Annotated in this window: 14 protein-coding genes; 9 read left to right on the top strand and 5 right to left on the bottom strand. The window is 48.6% G+C overall.

The genetic code is table 11. The features are described from left to right. The first annotated feature begins 22 nt into the window (after positions 1 to 22). Entirely contained in the window at positions 23 to 1612 is a 1590-nt protein-coding gene (locus tag GA003_14085; protein QXD27146.1) for a VCBS repeat-containing protein, read from the top strand. Here the strand turns inward: GA003_14085 and GA003_14080 are convergent. Then, complete coding sequence (locus tag GA003_14080; protein ID QXD27145.1) at positions 1605 to 1817, bottom strand: RNA-binding S4 domain-containing protein; 213 nt, start codon at positions 1815 to 1817, stop codon at positions 1605 to 1607. The two genes, GA003_14085 and GA003_14080, sit on opposite strands and share 8 nt — an antisense overlap. A 245-nt stretch (positions 1818 to 2062) precedes the next feature. Between GA003_14080 and GA003_14075 the strand changes: the two genes are divergently transcribed. The 4 genes from GA003_14075 to fdhF all read left to right on the top strand — a co-directional run bounded on the left by GA003_14075 (position 2063) and on the right by fdhF (position 9541). After that, positions 2063 to 3484, top strand: coding sequence for a hypothetical protein (locus GA003_14075; GenBank protein ID QXD27144.1), 1422 nt, complete (start codon positions 2063 to 2065; stop codon positions 3482 to 3484). A gap of 58 nt (positions 3485 to 3542) precedes the next feature. Next, the gene (locus GA003_14070; protein ID QXD27143.1) at positions 3543 to 4952 is read left to right on the top strand and encodes a sulfatase-like hydrolase/transferase; all 1410 of its coding nucleotides are present in this window, start codon (positions 3543 to 3545) and stop codon (positions 4950 to 4952) included. Between the two features lie 181 nt (positions 4953 to 5133). Continuing rightward, on the top strand, positions 5134 to 6804 hold the full coding sequence (locus GA003_14065) for an NAD(P)H-dependent oxidoreductase subunit E (protein ID QXD27142.1): 1671 nt from the start codon (positions 5134 to 5136) through the stop codon (positions 6802 to 6804). Then, positions 6797 to 9541 carry a formate dehydrogenase subunit alpha gene (gene fdhF / locus GA003_14060; GenBank protein QXD27141.1) on the top strand — a complete coding sequence of 915 codons (2745 nt, stop codon included), beginning with the start codon at positions 6797 to 6799 and terminating at the stop codon, positions 9539 to 9541. The genes GA003_14065 and fdhF overlap by 8 nt, the downstream gene beginning before the upstream one ends. Before the next feature lie 10 nt (positions 9542 to 9551). Here the strand turns inward: fdhF and GA003_14055 are convergent, their stop codons facing one another. Genes GA003_14055 through GA003_14040 form a run of 4 tightly spaced genes read right to left on the bottom strand, consistent with a single transcriptional unit; the run spans position 9552 to position 12555 of the window. Continuing rightward, positions 9552 to 9929, bottom strand: coding sequence for a type II toxin-antitoxin system VapC family toxin (locus GA003_14055; GenBank protein QXD27140.1), 378 nt, complete (start codon positions 9927 to 9929; stop codon positions 9552 to 9554). Between the two features lie 9 nt (positions 9930 to 9938). Next, the gene (locus tag GA003_14050) at positions 9939 to 10199 is read right to left on the bottom strand and encodes an AbrB/MazE/SpoVT family DNA-binding domain-containing protein (GenBank protein ID QXD27139.1); all 261 of its coding nucleotides are present in this window, start codon (positions 10197 to 10199) and stop codon (positions 9939 to 9941) included. Between the two features lie 59 nt (positions 10200 to 10258). After that, a complete protein-coding gene (locus GA003_14045; protein ID QXD30442.1) occupies positions 10259 to 11008 on the bottom strand; it encodes a phytanoyl-CoA dioxygenase family protein in 750 nt (249 codons plus the stop codon). Between the two features lie 5 nt (positions 11009 to 11013). After that, the gene (locus GA003_14040) at positions 11014 to 12555 is read right to left on the bottom strand and encodes an MFS transporter (protein QXD27138.1); all 1542 of its coding nucleotides are present in this window, start codon (positions 12553 to 12555) and stop codon (positions 11014 to 11016) included. Positions 12556 to 12706: 151 nt separating this feature from the next. On the opposite strand from GA003_14040, the gene GA003_14035 reads away from it, so the two are divergent. The 4 genes from GA003_14035 (at position 12707) to GA003_14020 (ending at position 17315) form a co-directional block, all read left to right on the top strand. Next, positions 12707 to 13975, top strand: a complete 1269-nt coding sequence (locus tag GA003_14035; GenBank protein QXD27137.1) for a mandelate racemase/muconate lactonizing enzyme family protein — start codon at positions 12707 to 12709, stop codon at positions 13973 to 13975. A 62-nt stretch (positions 13976 to 14037) separates the two neighbouring features. Then, positions 14038 to 15057, top strand: coding sequence for an aldo/keto reductase (locus GA003_14030; GenBank protein QXD27136.1), 1020 nt, complete (start codon positions 14038 to 14040; stop codon positions 15055 to 15057). 140 nt (positions 15058 to 15197) lie between these two features. Then, positions 15198 to 16916, top strand: a complete 1719-nt coding sequence (locus GA003_14025) for an arylsulfatase (GenBank protein QXD27135.1) — start codon at positions 15198 to 15200, stop codon at positions 16914 to 16916. A 234-nt stretch (positions 16917 to 17150) separates the two neighbouring features. Beyond that, positions 17151 to 17315: a hypothetical protein gene (locus GA003_14020; GenBank protein QXD27134.1), complete on the top strand. Its 165-nt coding sequence runs from the start codon at positions 17151 to 17153 to the stop codon at positions 17313 to 17315. The last annotated feature ends 43 nt before the right edge of the window (positions 17316 to 17358 follow it).

Raw genomic sequence — 17358 nt, 5'->3', positions numbered from 1 at the left:
TAGTGGTAAATCCGTTAAACAAATGCTGACCTTTTCTTCCCTGTTGTTGTGGGGGAGTTGTTTTCTGTTGTTGCCTATCAATAGTTACGGCCAACCGAGTGACGAGCAGGTGTTAATGGAAGGTCATCAACTTGCTCAGAAGCATTGTACTACCTGTCACGATTTTACCGAACCTGAATTGCTGCCCAAAAAGAGTTGGGAATTTTTGCTGACCTATATGGGTATGTTTCTAGGAGTCACCGAATATCGATATCTCAAAGATAGCTCTGAGAATGCCATGGAGATTATCGAGGCCCGGGAAGAATTTGTCAGGGCTGCAAATCTTCTGCCCGAAGAGCCTATCATTTCACCGTACGATTGGCATAAATTGAGATTCTATTACTTTACAAATGCACCCGAGGAAGCGCTCCCTCAAATCGAGAAACCAGCCTTGGTAGAGGACAGTGAATGGTTTTCGGTTAAGCGGTCTCAGTATCGAGCGAACAATGCAATTACCTCCATGGTTCACATTGATGAAATAAACTCCATGGTGCTGATCCATGATAGTGGAGCTGAGAAGCTGACTGTTTTAGATGAGGATCTTTATTTTTCTGATGCTCATATGGCCCCGAGTGTATTTCTCATTGAAGCTGAATCACGAGGGGACGAGCTGTTTCTTTTAAATATTGGAGATCTGTTTGCCTCTGAGATCGGTAAATCTTTCGGTGAAATTCAGCAGGCTTCGTTTCGTGCGGGAACCTACTACAATATGCGGATCCAATTAGAGGACCTTCATCGTCCGGCTGATTTCTGTATGGCCGATATGGATGGAGATGGTGCTGAGGAAGTTATCATAAGCAATTTCGGGGACTATACGGGGAACTTGTCGATGTACAAAAAGGATCCAACGACGGGTGTGATTTCACCGGAACCTCAAATACTGAGTTCCGAGCCAGGGATTGTTAAAAGTGAAGTGCATGACTTCAATGGTGACGGGCGTCCTGACATAGCGGTGTTGATGAGTGCTGCTCGTGAAAATTTAAGTATCTTCATAAACGAGGGAGAAGGGGTCTTTACTAGAAATATAATTGTCGAAGCGCATCCATCCTATGGGTACACGGGATTGGAACTTCGCGATTTTAATGAAGATGGGCTCATGGATATTATGACGCTCAATGGTGATAACGGTGATTCGGATCCGTATAACTCACTCAAGCGAGACCAAGGTATTCGGATCTACTTGAATGAAGGTGACCTGCAATTCAAGGAGGCCTACTTCTATCCCATGTATGGCGTTTATAAAGCAGAGATCCAAGATTTCGACTTGGATGGTGATCTGGATATCGCTGCCATAGCTTTCTTTCCTGACTTTCATCCTGAAAACCCCGAGAGCTTTGTTCTGTTGCAGCAATCCTCAGATCTGAACTTTATGCCGAAGACTCATCCAGCCACCTATAATGGGCGTTGGTTATCAATGGACTCCGGCGACATCGATGCGGATGGGGACAAAGACCTCATCTTGGGTGCTGCTTATTCTCCCGTAGGCATGCGGGAGAATCATGAAGAGAAATACGAGAAATGGGTAAAAGAGGGTCCACCCGTGCTGGTTTTGGATAACAAGACGATCAGGTAAGGGATACTTTAAAAGTCTCCCCTTGATACTCTACTTCATCTCCGGATGCGATTTGTTTCCGTTTCCGGGTTTCTACTTCTCCATTCACTTTGACCATGCCTTCGGAGATGACGATCTTGGCCTCGCCACCAGTTCCTACGACCCCGGCAAATTTAAGTAACTTTAATAGTTCGATGGGTTCTTTGCGGATTTGGATGTCGGTCATTGGTGAATTTGAGCTGTAGGAGCGGGTTGTTTTTCTGCGCTTCGCTTGTTGAGGTGTCGTCACGATGTTCCTCGGTAATCCCGCGATTGCTTTGAAGCTGTTCGATCTGATCGCTACAGCTTTCCAATAAACAAATATCACTCATAAATAATTACGAGTTAGAAATCCATCAAGCCGCTCCTACGCAGAGGGAATAACTGGCAAGGTTGTTGACTGCTTAGCTTGTATATTCGTAGGTAGATCGCATGAATCGCCGTAACTTTCTTCGTATATCTGCTGCCGCGGGAGTCGGTCACGCAGCTCTTGGGCCTTCCTCTCTCTCTGGGCAAACGCCTGCTGGTTTCGATCGTTATGGCGGTTGGAAGGGGAAACGCTTTCAGGCGACTGGATACTTTCGGACAGAAAAAGACGATCGCTGGTGGCTGGTGACGCCGGAAGGGAACGCGTTTCTAAGCTGGGGTATCAATCACCTCTATCCCGATCTGTGGATGCAGGATTACAATAAGGAAGCCTGGCGAAAGAAACTCGGACTGAAGGAGATGAAACAAGGGGATGCTTTCAATGCGGCCTTGAAGGGTTGGTTTCTGGAAACCTGTGAGCAGTTTGGTTTTAATACGGTGGGCGTTCACAACGCACTACAGATAGTCAATTCACCCTCTCCGAAGGTGCCCTACATGCAGCCGATCCATTTCGTGAATATACCTCATTGGAGAGGAGAGATTCCGGATGAGAATTTCCTGGACGTCTTCGCTCCGGCCTTTGAGTCCCACTGTGATGGAATGGCTAAGGAATTGGCTCTCCCGGTGAAGGATGATCCTTACTTGCTGGGCTATTCCATGACGGACTGTCCACTGTTTACGGAAGAGGATCTTCGTGAGCGAACAGACACCATCGGTGGTGCCAGGCGCCCGTCTCGCATTGGTTGGCCCAGACGTTTGAGGAACTTAAGTGCCTCTGCTCCAGGAAAACAAGTGTATGTCCAAACGATGAAGGATGTATACCGAGGAAGTATCGGTGCATTCAATACAACGTATGGCACGACCTTTCGTTCTTTTGATGCCTTGGCTTCAGCTGTTGACTGGCGTCCACAGTCCGAGCTTTGGAATGTAAATGAAACACGAGACAACACCCAGTTCCTTCATCGAGTGGTCGATCGTTATTACCAAGTGACCCGTGATTCGATTCGTCGTTACGATGCTAACCACATGTTTTTTGGTGATAAGCTCCATGCGAACACAGACTCCATCGATACGGTTCTACCGATCACTGCGAAGTACACCGATGTAGTCATGTATCAGATGTATGCTCGCTACGAAGTGCAGGAGCCTGGTCTCGATCGCTGGTCTAAGCAGGTGGATAAACCGTTTATTAACGGTGACTCCGCATTTACCATGGTCACCGATACTATGCCGCGACCCTACGGTCCGGTGGCTGACAACTTGGAGCAGCGGGCAGAATGGACAGAAGAATTTTTCCGCAAGGCTTTTGCGCGACCCGAATTTGTAGGATGGCACTACTGCGGTTTGATTGACGCATCGCAGTTGGTAACTCGAAAGCAGGACCGGCAGCACTCTGGATTGTTGGATGGTCTTGGGAATGCGTATCCGAACTTGGTGAAGGTGCTGAAAACCTGTTCCAGCGAGATGTATGACATTGCTCGAGCTTGATTGAACTCAGGCAAAATATCTGGTCGACCTGAGGCTAAATCCATATTCTATGGTTCTCATGTCTTCTTTTCGATTCATCGTATTTCTTTCTTTCAGCTTGGGGCTTGTAGCTTCCTTAAAAGCCGAAAAGCCAAACATCCTCTTCATCTTCGCCGATGACCAATGCTATGAGACCATAGCTGCGTTAGGTCACACCGATATCGATACACCCAATCTCGATCGACTGGCAAACGGCGGCACCGTATTTACCAACACCTACAATATGGGTGGTTGGCATGGAGCCGTTTGCGTGGCTAGTCGGACCATGATCAATACCGGGCGTTTCGTTTGGCGTGCACGCGAGTTGGATAAGAACCTAAGACCGGAAATCAGCAATGAGCGCATGTGGTCACAAGTTCTGCGTAATGGCGGTTACGAAACTTTTTTCACAGGTAAGTGGCATGTGAATGCGGACACGGGAGCCATCTTCGATCATGTTTCCCATGTACGTCCTGGTATGCCAGGTCCTGTTTATTATCCGGAGGCTTATAGTCGTCCTGTTGAAGGTGAGCCCGATCCCTGGGATGCGACGGATCCTAAGTTTGCTGGTTTTTGGGCTGGTGGTACGCACTGGAGTGAAGTGGTGGCTGATAACTCCGAACGCTTTCTCGATATTGCAGCGGAGTCACCCGACAAACCCTTTTTTATGTATCTGGCGTTCAATGCGCCTCATGATCCTCGGCAAGCTCCCCAGGAATATTTGGATCGCTACCCATTGGATCGAATCAAAGTCCCCGAGAATTATGCGGAAACCTATCCTTATATGGAAGCAGGCAATATTGCGACCGTCCGGGATGAGGTTCTGGCTCCGTCCCCGAGAACTGAATACGCAGTGAAAGTACATCGTCGCGAATATTACGCTATCATTACACATATGGACGATCAGATCGGGCGCATTTTGGACAAGCTCGAAGAAACCGGACAGGTAGACAATACCTACATCTTTTTCACGGCTGATCATGGACTATCGGTGGGACACCACGGTTTCATTGGAAAGCAAAACATGTATGAACACAGTCTTCGTCCACCCCTACTGGTTGTAGGCCCCGATATCCCCAAGGGGAAAAAAATCGATGCTCGGGTCTACTTGCAGGATGTGATGCCGACATCCTTGGAACTTGCAGGAATCGCAAAGCCTGAATACGTGGAGTTCCAAAGCCTGATGCCGTTGGTCGAAGGAAAGAAAGATAAGCAATACGATTATATCTATGGTGCCTATGAGCCGGGTAGTCAGCGAGCGCTGATCAGCCAGGGTTTTAAAATGATCTTTTATCCCACTATTGAGAAATACCGGCTCTATAACTTGGACGCAGATCCTATGGAGATGAACGACCTCGCCGATGACCCGAAATATAAGGGGCGCCTGGAACGTATGATTGCCGAATTTATATGGGTCCAGGGACGAATGGCAGATCCGCTTAAGGGCTAGGTCTCCACCACCGCATCAGGAATTCCTGTCAAAATACCAAAATCGTCCAATATTTGGTCATAGAATCAGGATTTCTGCAGGTCGATTTGGCTCGTTTTGCACCGAAGCGTATGCATAGATGGACGTGCCTTTTTTTGTGAGATAGGTTCTCACATCAGTCCTCCCAATTTTTTAGTTACGCATGCCCAAGAATCTAAGTGACCTGACCGGCCGCAAAGGAATTGAAGAAAACCTCTTCAACAAGCTCGGTGAAGCTGCCACCAGTGGAGATGGAACACCCTCCGCCGAAGAACTGAAACGCTTGGCCGACGAGTTTCTCATCGGAAAGGCGAATGTCTATGGAAGCGCCAGCTTCTATGACTTCCTGAAACCAGAAAACCAGGGAAAGAAAGTCTACGTCTGTAATGGCTCGGCCTGTCTCTGCGCTGGAACCCAGGATAAACTTATTTCGGATTTGAAGGGGAAGTTTAAGGACGAGGAGATTGGCCACATGACCTGTCTCGGCCGCTGTCATGAAAATGGAGCTTTCCAGTATGACGGCAAAAACTACAGCGCCCAGGATGCTGACGGATTTGACACCATTTTCGAAGGGAATGGTGACAATGACGACTCCTATGGCACCGCTGCTCTTGGCCAGGCTGTGTTGACGGCTCCATTTGAAGGGATCGCTGCTTATGGCGATTTGTTGAAGTCGGCTCTGGAAAAAGACTCTGCAGAAGTGCTCGAGGATGTGAAGGCGTCCGGAGTACGTGGTCGTGGCGGAGCTGGTTTTCCCATGGGTGTAAAGTGGGAGTTTTGCCGTAATGCGGAGAGTGATCTGAAATTTATTATCTGTAACGCCGACGAAGGTGACCCTGGTGCATACTCGGATCGGTACCTTTTAGAGAAACAGCCGCATGCGGTATTGTTTGGCATGATCATTGCCGGTTACTGCATGGGAGCGGAGTGGGGCGTTCTTTATATTCGCACTGAGTATCCTGAATCGTTCCCGATTGTTGAATCGGCTATCGAAGACTTTCTTAGCTCTGGCCTGCTTGGAAAGAATATCCTGGGAAGCGGATTCAATTTTGATTTCAAGATCGTGCCAGGCCAAGGATCCTACATCTGCGGTGAGGAAACCGCGCTGATCAGTAGCATTGAGGGTCAACGACCTGAAGTAAGAGTGCGTCCACCATTTCCGGCTCAGAAGGGTTTGTTTAATAAACCAACCATCGTGAACAATGTGGAGACGCTGGCTACCGTTCCGTTTATCATAAAAAATGGCGGTGCGGCTTACGCTGCATTGGGCACGGACAAATCCAATGGCACCAAATTGGTCAGCCTGGATAGCTTTTTCAATAAGCCCGGTATCTACGAAGTAGAGATGGGCACACCTTTGGCCACCGTCGTGAATGATCTTGGAGGTGGGTTCAAAGAGCCTGTCAAAGCACTTCACATCGGAGGCCCGTTGGGAGGCCTTGTGCCCGTGGGTAAGATCGATGACCTGACGATCGATTTCGAATCGTTTGCTCAAGGTGGATTCTTATTGGGGCATGCTTCCGTGGTGTGTGTGCCAGAGAGTTTCCCGATTATGACTTATCTGGTCGAGCTGATGGACTTTGCCGCGGTCGAAAGTTGTGGGAAATGTTTCCCCTGTCGTCTCGGTACGAAACGCGCTCACGAAATGTTGGAGAAAGCGAACACCAGTAGTTACAGAATCGATACGGATCTGTTCGATGATTTATTACATACTTTAACAGAAGGTTCGCTCTGTGCACACGGAGGGGGTATCCCGCTACCGGTTAGGAATGCCTTGGAATACTTTGAAGAAGAACTGGAGCCCTATTTCAGCAAGGAGGTCAGCCATGTCTAATATCGCATACTTGAACAACCGCCCCTATGAAATTGAAGCAGGTGAAACCATCATCTCCTTCGCCCGTCGATCCTTAGGAGCGGAATCCATTCCCACTCTCTGTGACGCCCCCAATCTCGATCCTTTTGGATCCTGCCGCGTATGTAGCGTGGATGTGGCCTTAGAGAAAAACGGCCCTACCAAAGTGTTTGCCTCCTGCCATACACCAGTAGCCGCCGGACAATACATTTATACCGATTCAGCCAATGTCCAAAGGCTTCGCAAAAACATCATCGAACTGGTTCTCACCGACCATCCGCTCGATTGTTTGACCTGCGAAGTGAATGGTAACTGTGAGCTGCAGACAGTTGCGGCCCGCGTCGGAATTACCGATGTCCGCTATCCGGAAGGAGATACTCACCTCGATCGCGAAAAGGATCTGAGTCACCCTTACATGACTTCGGACTTGAGCAAATGTATCAACTGCTACCGCTGTGTCCGGGCTTGTGATGAAGTGCAAGGGCAGTTCGTGCTAAGCATGGCTGGACGTGGATTTGATAGCCGTATCATTAAGGGTATGGACGAGAGTTTCGACGACAGCCCTTGCGTGAGTTGCGGTGCCTGTTCTCAAGCGTGTCCGACCGCGGCGATCTCCGATGTTTTCCAATCCAAGTCCATCGCCAACACCCAGAAAACTCGCACGGTATGTAATTATTGTGGGGTAGGGTGTAATCTTGAAGTTGCCACGATGGGCGACCAGATCATGGGGATTCAAGCACCTTACGATGCTGAGGTGAACCAAGGGCACACTTGCCTGAAAGGTCGTTACGCTTTCAAATTCTACAATCACCCGGATCGTATCCAAACACCGCTTATTAAAAGAAACGGTGAATTTGAAGAAGCGACCTGGGATGAGGCTTACGATTTTATCGCTGATAAGTTCCAGGCGCTTAAGGACGAACATGGTCCCGATTCCCTCGCCGGGATTTCCTCTTCTCGTTGTACCAATGAGGAAAACTATCTCATGCAGAAGTTCTTCCGTGTGGTTGTGGGAACGAACAACATTGATGGTTGTGCCCGCGTGTGCCACTCGCCGACTGCGCTCGGCATGCAGAGAACTTTTGGAACCGGTGCAGCTACCAATTCAATTGAAGATTTAAAGTTCACCGATGCCATCATGGTGATCGGAGCCAATCCTACCGAAGGGCACCCCGTTACCGGAGCAAAGCTGAAGCAGCATGCCTTTAGTGGGAAGACTACGATTGTGATCGATCCTCGTCGGACTGAGCTCGCTCGTTACTCGACCCATCACCTTCAGCTTCGGCCCGGCACCAATGTGGCGGTACTGAATATGATGTTGTATTACATCGTGAAAGAAGGACTGGCTGATAAAGACTTTATCGAAAAGCGTACGGAAGGTTATGAAGATTTCTGTGACGAGTTGTTGAACATCGATCTCGATGAGATGGAAGCGGTCAGCGGTGTGCCTCGTGAAGAAGTGCGCCAGGCGGGAATTGCCTACGCAAGTGCTGACAAAGCGATGAGTTTCCATGGCTTGGGTGTGACTGAGCATTCGCAGGGGACGTTCACGGTTATGCAAATTGCTGATCTCGCTTTGATCACCGGAAATATTGGCCGACGTGGAGTAGGGGTTAATCCACTACGCGGACAGAACAATGTCCAGGGGATGGCTGACATGGGGACGCAACCTCACCAGGGTGCCGGTTATTTTGATGTGACGGATCCTGATGTTATCAAGCGTTACACGGAATTTTACGGGGTCGATATGCCGACTGAAGTCGGATGGAAAATCCCCCAGATGTATGAGAAAGCCCTCGAAGGAAAGCTGAAAGGTATCTGGGTCATCGGGGAAGACATGGCTCAAACCGATCCCAATAGTATCCACGTGCACAAAGCGTTGGGGAATCTCGATATTTTCGTCGTCCAGGAGATCTTTATGACCAAGACCGCGGAATTGGCCGACGTCGTTCTTCCGGGAGCTTCCTTCCTTGAGAAGAGCGGTACCTTTACCAATGGAGAACGCCGCATCCAACGCGTGAACCAAGTCGTTGAACCTCTTGAAGGAACCAAGCCAGATGGACAGATTGTGATCGATCTGATGAATCGCATGGGCTTCCAACATCCTGAATACGATCCTTCACTTATGATTCAGGAGATTTCAGGTATTGTTCCTTTCTTCGCGGGCGTCAAGTGGGATGAACTTGGTGATAACGGCAAACAATGGCCGGTGACTCCCGATGGCCAGGATACGCCAATCTTACATGCGGACTCATTTAAACGCGGACTCGGATTATTCGAATTCAATCCGTTTAAGGAATCGCAGGAATTGGTCGCAAATGCCAAAGAGTTTCCTTACATACTGACAACCAATCGAAATCTTGAGCACTACAACTGTGGTGCCCAAACCCGCCGGACGGCCAACGTCGAATTGGTTACTGAGGATGTGATTCTGATTCACCCGGAGGACGCCAAGGAACAGGGGATTGTGGATGGCGATATGGTGTGTGTGGAATCTGAGCGAGGCAAAGTCGACATCAAGAGCAAGGTGTGGGATGGCATTAAAAAAGGAGTGCTTAGCACTACCTTCCATTTCCCGGAAGTCCTTGTGAACGATCTGACTTCGAGTGTGACGGATACGGAAGCCCTGTGTCCCGAATACAAAGTGGTCAGTATTCGTTTTCGGAAGGCTCGTAAGGTTGAGTTGCGAGCCAAAACAGCCTCTCAGGAGCAAAGCTAGCTGCACTACTTCAAAGTTCTCTTTGAAGGGCTTTGTCGAATGTAAGAAGGCTTCTATTCTTGGAGATGCATTTTTCTGCGAGTATATAGTCAGAGAAATCTGCTTTTCCTTTTTTGAATCTCAAAACCGCTGACTTTATAATTTTCTGGTCCTCAAATTCAAAGCATGGCTCTTGTAGCAACCCATCAAGTACACTAACAATATCGTTTCGGTTGGCAGTGTAGGCGCTTTTTAGAACCCAAATGGTTTCGCATAGTACGAGGTCTAGAATTAAAATTGCTCTTCCTTGGCTGATTTCCTCTTCAACGATTTTTGCGACAACCTTTGACTGTTTGCTGTCATCCTGGACCAGATGACGAACTAGATAATTGGTGTCGAAGGCAACCATGGTTACGGTTTAGGTTCGGCCGTGCTTTTTAGCCATCTCTTTGGCAATCGCTTGGTCCATTTCTTTGACGGTGACTGTCTTCTTTTTGCCAAGATGCTTCAGTATCCCGGCGCTGGATCCTGGTTTTCTAAGTTTAACCAGACTTATCTGCTGATCCGAGTTTAGAGCAAATTCCACGTGATCACCTTCGTGCAAATCAAGTGTATCTCGCAGCGGCTTGGGAAGTGTCACTTGTCCCTTGGTCGTGACTTTCGCTCTTACAGTATTCATTCCTTACTAATATTGGCATTAGGTAAGAAATCAAGTTATTAAATTGATGATGTAAATTCTCAAACATCCAACAGCCATCGCGCTTCTGAACTGATTCGCCCGAGTGTCTCTTGAGTAATCCATTTCTTCTGGTCGGTTTGCTGAGGCTGGCCGCGTTGACAGAAGTAACTATGGATAGCTCTTCTTGGCAATGTGGTTCGATTGATCGTTCCTCCATGCCAGATGTGTGAGTTGAAAACCACGACCGTACCGGCCGATGCTTCAATCAGAACCTGGTCTGGGTGAGGTGATTCTGTATCTTCCATGTCGTCTTCAGGAATGCGACCACATAAATGACTGCCTGGGACTACTCGAGTGGCTCCGTTGGCCTCTGAGAAATCGTCGAGTAGCCATATGGAATTAGAGACTTTAAATTCGCCAGGATTTACGGGCTCTTTCCAGTCAACGTGCAATTTCTGCAAACCACTCCCAGGTTTGGCTGCCCGGTAGTTGAGTGATGATAATTGTATCTCAGATCCTAGTACGTGAGTGACAGCTGCAAGGAGTTTCGAATGTGTGTACAGTGTATCGAATGCTTCACCCTTGTTCGGAAGGTTGGCTAAACGATCCACCCCTTCTTCCTTCGGATGCTTGATATGCTTTGTATTGAAGAGCTCACTGCCTGCTTGTTCACCTTCCGCCTCAAGTATGCAATCTACGCGAGATCGAATATGCTCCAGCTCTTCATCTTCGAGGAGTTTCCCTAGAGAAACAAAGCCGTCTCTATCCAGTGATTGCCTCTCAGAATCGGAGAGAAGTGTATTGTCAATTTTGATCAAAACCCGGGTTCCGCTTCTTCGGCCTTTTCCTGTCCGTGTAAGTCGACCGGCTTATAGCCTCCCTTGGACTTGAAGTAGAAAAACAGTATCAAGTAACAAGCTAGCATGAAACTTGGAAGAATAGCGACTTTGGCGAAGCTTCCTTTCTTGCTGGCTTTTTGAATGCCGGATAATTCTTCCTGGGCTGCTGGCGGCAGGGCAGCGATGGCTTCCATGTTCACGCTGGGAACTTCTCCGAAAATGGTTGAACGAGGTTCTCCACTGATCTGTTCGTGGATGGCCTGGTTACTGGCTGCTAGCTGCGCATCTACCTCGCGGTCCTGCAGAACGCCCATGAATGGAGTGCCGATAATTCCCATTCCAAGTACCCCGACAGCGGATACACCATTCAAGGTTAGCGCGCCTCCCTTAGGGAATTGTTCGGAAACCAAGCCAAGGGTCGTGGACCAAAGGAAGGTTTTGCCAAAGGCATACACCGTTGCAGCTATCACCACCACAAAGGCGGTTGCTTTGGATAGGAATAGAAGTCCAACGATCGCGACAATGGCACTGATGACCAGAAGACCAATCGGTGAGAACTTATGAACAATCGGTCCTGCGTAGAACCGCAGGATGGTCATAATGGTGGAAACATAAATGAATACCCAGGTTGCACCCGTTGCAGAAAGTTCAGCTCCAAGAAGATCTGGCATCCAGGAATCAGTTCCCAGCTCGGTTGTGGCCAGAGGCCCCATGGTCAGCAAGATGAGTAGGAACATCCAACTGCCGAAGCCTCTTGTATAAACAAAGGCAAGGACTCCAACCACAGCGGCGATTCCTAAAGGAACCATAGCTGACAATTGAACGCCGGCGATTTGAGCTACACCCATAGTCATGAGCCAACCAATTATAAAGAAACCGACCGCTCCCACTTCTCCCAGCATCTCCCGATAGGATACACCGGCTTCCACCCGTTCATTGGGTGGGAACTTACAGGGCATTACCAACACAGTGTAGATAACCACTGGAATTAAGCACATGCCGTATTTTACCTGCCAATCGAGACCACCCAGGAAGATGGTGAAGAGTGCGCCCAAGGCCAACCCTGCTGGCCAACCGGCGTGCAGGATGTTTAGCCATTTGGCTTTCTCGTCGCGGTAAATAGTGGCGACCACCGGGTTGATAAAGGCTTCCACGATGCCATTGGCGATCGCTACGAGGAAGGTGGCCCAATAAAGACTGGTATAACCCGTGGAAAAAATGGTCAGCAGCAGGGATGCGACATGACAAACGATGGCAATGACGGCCGCGGTTTTATAACCGATCTTATCGATGATCAGGCTAAAGAGAACAATACTGATGGCGAAGGGCCAGAGACCGACACCGAGAATGGTTCCTTTTTGAGCTTCGGATAAATCAAACTTCACAGCCAGGTCGCCTATCACATTGGCGCGCACTCCAAAAACAAAGGAGGTGGCTACCAGGGCGATAAAACAGGCCCAGAAGATTTTCTTTTTTGTACGTTCGTCGAGTTGGTCGGCGTTGCTTAGATCAGTCATAGTGAATGGGGTAATACCTGAGTTTACTCCTCTTATTTTCAGGTGTAAACTGTTGTTGGCAACCTTTTCCTTGTACGCCGGATGGGTTGTTACTCCCTCTGGTTGCTTGGAAAGATTGCCAGACACATGAACGCTTTGCTACCTTATCCATATGAAGATCAACCGACGTCAATTTCTGTCTTCCACTGCTATTGGAGGCGCAGCGGTGGGTATACCAAGTGCTCTTACTGGGCAGTCCGATAGCGTGGATGCAAACTATGCAAAGCTGGATGAGGTATTGGCCAAACCGCTTTTCAAAAGTGAGCTCTTTTCCGATCCGGTGATCATTGAATCGGTTGAGCTCTTGAAGTATGAGCGCAAATTTATCTGCCGTGTGCAATCGAAAGACGGGGCCGTCGGCCATTCGGTGTCTCACAACACAATGAATTTGTTGTATCCTATTTTCGTGAACCGGGTGCAGCCCGTATTTATCGGCCAAGATGCACGTCGTTTAGATGAGTTGCTGGATAAGGCGCTTGAGTTTGCATTCAACTACCGCTTTGGCGGATTAGGTATAGGTATCCCTCTTGCGACGGTTGAGTTCGCGATATTGGATATGATGGGCCGGATAGCTGGAAAACCCGTTGGGCAATTAATTGGCGACATTCACAACACTCACATCCCTGTCTATCAGGCAACCGAGTGGAGAGAAAAGCCGGTGAAGGAATCTGTAGCTTTGATCAAAGCAGCGGTCGAAAAGAGCAAGGCCCAGGCGGTGAAGATCAAAGTCGGTGCCTTGATGTTTATGACCAAGGATGTGGATGCACGAGGTCCAGTGGGTCGCACTGAAGAAATCATCCCACTCATCCGAGAAACCTTTGGCCCTGATATGGCGCTCTACTCGGATGCCAATGGATACTATAAGGATGTTGGGGAGGCGATTCGGGTTGGAAAGCTGCTACAGAAGTACAACTACAGTTATTTTGAAGAACCGGTATTCTTCGATTGGTTGGAAGGCACCAAGCAGGTTGCGGATGCGCTATCTATCCCGATCGCAGGCGGTGAGCAGCAGCACAGTATGTACGCGTTCCGTTGGTTACTGGCCAACGGTGGCCTGGATGTGGTCCAACCCGATCATTATTATTTCGGTGGATTGATTCGATCGCTCAAAGCAGCGCATATGGGAGCAGCCATGGGCAAAACCTGTATTCCTCATTTGTCTGGAGGTCTTGGTTACCTCTACATGCTGCATCTGGTTTCCGCCATGCCCAACGCTGGACCCCATATTGAGTTTAAGGGGTACGAGAATATACCGATTGAATGTAGTACTTCATCCTTGCGCTTGGAAAATGGGAAAATCGAAGTGCCGACGGGACCGGGTATCGGTGTGGATATAGATCCGGATTGGGTGAAGAAATATCACCTGGTTGAAAATGTGTAGTGAGCCCGAGAGCTTGCAGAGTTTCTTCACTTGATTATACTGTATGTGTTCCACCTTAAGTCATGAACCGAAGAGCATTTATCAAATCCACGGCGTTAGCACTTACTGCTTCAACTTTACTTGATAACCTGGCCAAAGCAGCTCCCATTTTGATCGGCAAGTCCGACCGATTAGGTCCCTTGCTTCCGATGCGTCCACTGGGCAAAACCGGTGAGCAGCTCACCATTTTTGGAATTGGAGGTGCTCACATTGGACGGATGGAGGATGCCGCTGCTCAACGGCAGATTGAGTATGCCCTCGAACAGGGCGTTCGATTTTTCGATAACGCCTACATATACTCTCGGGGAAAAGCGGAAGCGTATTATGGTAAATACCTGTGCCCGAAATACCGCGAAGATGTCTTCGTAATGACCAAGACCAATGGAAAAACTGCGGAGGAGGCCACAGATCAGATTACCACTTCGTTGAAGCGTCTGAATACGGATTATATCGACCTGCTGTACGTTCATATGGTTGCCGATATCGAGGATGTTGATACCCGTCATCAAAATGGTGTATTCGATGTGGTTCGACGATTCCAGGCCGAAGGAAAGGTCCGCCATCTCGGAGTTTCCTGTCATACCAATGTGAAGGCGGCTTTGCACTTTCTTGAGCTGACCAAAGACGATGATTTCGTTTGCTGTATGCAATCACCTATCAATGCGGTGGATGCTTCCGACCCCGAAAACAGTTTTACCCGCCAAGTGCTCCCAATTAATGTAGAGCGGGGTCATTCACACATTGCCATGAAGACTTTGGGTGGCGGTGGATTAGTTGGTGGAACGATGTCAGGCAACCGACCCATTCCTAAAAAACTGACCATTCAGGATCGGATCTCCTTGGAGGAAAACTTCCATTTTGTCCTCTCTCAACCCATTACATCCTGGGTGAGCGGAACAGACAATCTGGATCAGTTGAAGGAAAACCTCGCTATCTGCAATCGATTCAAATCTCTCTCCGCAGCGGATAAAAAAGCGATCGTGAAAAAAGTAGTGGGTATCCATACCGATAAGGCAGTGGAGAATTATAAGACCTTGTCTTAAATCTCTTCGGATTTCGGAGATTTTCGGCATCAAGTGTGATTCTTGAATTGTTTCAAGGAATACCTTGATGAAAGTGCTCGCGCAGTGTTCGAGGTGTGAGAAGAATAGAAACCACCTCAAATTTAAGGACCCATTTACCGATGACCCGTATATCCCTATTCATAATCTTCTTTCTTCTTCCTTTAATAGCCTCCGCTGCGGATCGGCCCAATGTGATTCTGATCCTGACTGATGATCAGGGATTTGGAGATGTAGGGTTTCATGGGAATTCGGAACTGCATACGCCGTACCTAGATCAGCTAGCCGAGGAAAGCACGGAGCTCACCAATTTCTACGTGCAGCCGCTTTGCACACCCACCCGGGCGGCATTGTTGACGGGACGATATCCTGAAAGAACGGGTGCGGTAGAGGTAAACTTCGGTCGGAGTATCATTCGTGAGGAGGAAGTAACGATTGCTGAGGAGCTCAAGGCCGCAGGATACCGAACAGGGATTTTTGGGAAGTGGCATTTGGGAGATAATTATCCGGTGCGTCCATCTGACATGGGTTTTGAAGAATGCCTTCATCACACGGCGGGTGGGGTCGGTCAGGCGGGCGATCCCCCAGGAAACACCTACTTCGATCCCATCCTGCAACACAACAACGTGCCCAAGAAATACGAAGGCTACTGCAACGACATCTTTTTTCAGGAGGCGATGGATTATGCGGAGAGCCATAAGGACGAGCCGTTCTTTATCTTTCTAGCGACTAACCTTCCGCACTTACCACTTCAGGTGGATGAGAAGTATGTGAAGCCGTACCGCAAATACGGAGTCAATGAGATCAATGCGAAGACCTACGGTATGATCGCCAATATCGACGAGAACGTAGGCTACGTCATGAAGCGGTTGAAGGAGCTCGAGTTGGAAGATGACACCATCGTGATTTTTCTTTCTGACAATGGTCCCCGGACATCGCGTCAAAAGAACGACCTTTATCCCGATCGCTATAACGCAGGTCTGCGCGGGACGAAGTCGAGTATGTATGAAGGCGGGATCCGCGTTCCTTTCCTTATTCGTTGGCCCAACAAAATTAAAGCGGGTGCAAAGCTCCCCGAGATAGCAGCGCACATCGATTTGCTGCCGACCTTGTTGGATGCTTGCGGAGCATTGATTTCCGATGAAGACCGAGCCATTGATGGACAAAGTCTGATCCCTCTTCTTACCAATCCTAAAAACGATTGGCCTGATCGCATGCTCTTTTTTCAGCACAACGCGAATCATGAGCCTCTTATGTATAGCCATTTTGCTGCACGGTCACAGCGCTACAAAATCGTTCAACCGCTACCCAATCCACGCGACACCGTCTTGGACATCGGTGAGTATGATATCAATGCGCAGCTTAAGAGCTTGGAGCTGTACGACATCGAAAATGATCCGAGCGAAATTACCAACATAGCCAATGTTCACCCGGAGCTAGTCGAGTCTATGATGGGGGCTTATGAGAACTGGTATCGCGATGTAACGGCCGAGCTGGACTATTGGGATCCGCAACGAATCTATCTGGGCGCACCCGAAGAAAACCCTGCTCAGCTCAGCACTTTCGACCTTCAAAAAATGACCCGACTCCCATTTTGGAGTGCACGGGTCACGCAGGCTGGAACCTATCGCTTTACGCTAAAATTCAATCGCGTCACTGAAGACTGTACCGCCTATGTGCGTTTCGGGACCGTGCAAGTGTCTCAACCGATTTCGGCTGGATCCACGAGCTGTGTCTTTGAGTCGGTGAACTTACCTAAGGGAGATGGGCGACTTGAGGCTTGGCTGAAAAAGGGACTGGAATCAAAGACCGTGCAGTTCTTGGTGGCTGAGCACTACTGAGGTTTTCTCAGGGTACACGCTAAGATAACATGTGATTATAGGCGTGTTCTAAGTTTCGAATGAGTTGAAATGGCATTGAAGCAGCCGTTTTGTAACCTGGATTTGAACTGTTTCAGATGATTTTGCCTTTTTAAAGAAAGGTGATTTGGCACTATGGGTTACGACTACGTTCTCCCCTGAGAATAGAACAAACTCCTAATCCGGCATTGCCGGTTTATACTCAACAAAAGAACAATGAAATCATTAAGAACCTATCTTATTCTATTATCCCTTGGATTGTTGATCCCGCCTCTGTTTGCGCAGCAGAAGGATGAAGAACCCGTCTACGACCTCAGTCCATTTACGATCTCTGAGGAAGAGACCATTGGTTACCAAGCTACCACCACCTTTAGTTTTTAAACGTTTGTAGTTCTATAAGTTAAAAGGGCACCCGCAAGTAGTC

It is taken from the genome of Opitutia bacterium ISCC 52 (genome assembly GCA_014529675.2).
Classification (GTDB): domain Bacteria; phylum Verrucomicrobiota; class Verrucomicrobiia; order Opitutales; family UBA2995; genus UBA2995.
This window is presented reverse-complemented; position numbering and strand designations above follow the sequence as displayed.

Excerpts from the sequence above, each read along its gene's own strand:
- GA003_14085 (QXD27146.1), top strand. The coding sequence starts at position 23 with ATGCTGACCTTTTCTTCCCTGTTGTTGTGGGGGAGTTGTTTTCTGTTG.
- GA003_14080 (QXD27145.1), bottom strand. The coding sequence starts at position 1,817 with ATGACCGACATCCAAATCCGCAAAGAACCCATCGAACTATTAAAGTTA.
- GA003_14075 (QXD27144.1), top strand. The coding sequence starts at position 2,063 with ATGAATCGCCGTAACTTTCTTCGTATATCTGCTGCCGCGGGAGTCGGT.
- GA003_14070 (QXD27143.1), top strand. The coding sequence starts at position 3,543 with ATGTCTTCTTTTCGATTCATCGTATTTCTTTCTTTCAGCTTGGGGCTT.
- GA003_14065 (QXD27142.1), top strand. The coding sequence starts at position 5,134 with ATGCCCAAGAATCTAAGTGACCTGACCGGCCGCAAAGGAATTGAAGAA.
- fdhF (QXD27141.1), top strand. The coding sequence starts at position 6,797 with ATGTCTAATATCGCATACTTGAACAACCGCCCCTATGAAATTGAAGCA.
- GA003_14055 (QXD27140.1), bottom strand. The coding sequence starts at position 9,929 with ATGGTTGCCTTCGACACCAATTATCTAGTTCGTCATCTGGTCCAGGAT.
- GA003_14050 (QXD27139.1), bottom strand. The coding sequence starts at position 10,199 with ATGAATACTGTAAGAGCGAAAGTCACGACCAAGGGACAAGTGACACTT.
- GA003_14040 (QXD27138.1), bottom strand. The coding sequence starts at position 12,555 with ATGACTGATCTAAGCAACGCCGACCAACTCGACGAACGTACAAAAAAG.
- GA003_14035 (QXD27137.1), top strand. The coding sequence starts at position 12,707 with ATGAAGATCAACCGACGTCAATTTCTGTCTTCCACTGCTATTGGAGGC.
- GA003_14030 (QXD27136.1), top strand. The coding sequence starts at position 14,038 with ATGAACCGAAGAGCATTTATCAAATCCACGGCGTTAGCACTTACTGCT.
- GA003_14025 (QXD27135.1), top strand. The coding sequence starts at position 15,198 with ATGACCCGTATATCCCTATTCATAATCTTCTTTCTTCTTCCTTTAATA.
- GA003_14020 (QXD27134.1), top strand. The coding sequence starts at position 17,151 with ATGAAATCATTAAGAACCTATCTTATTCTATTATCCCTTGGATTGTTG.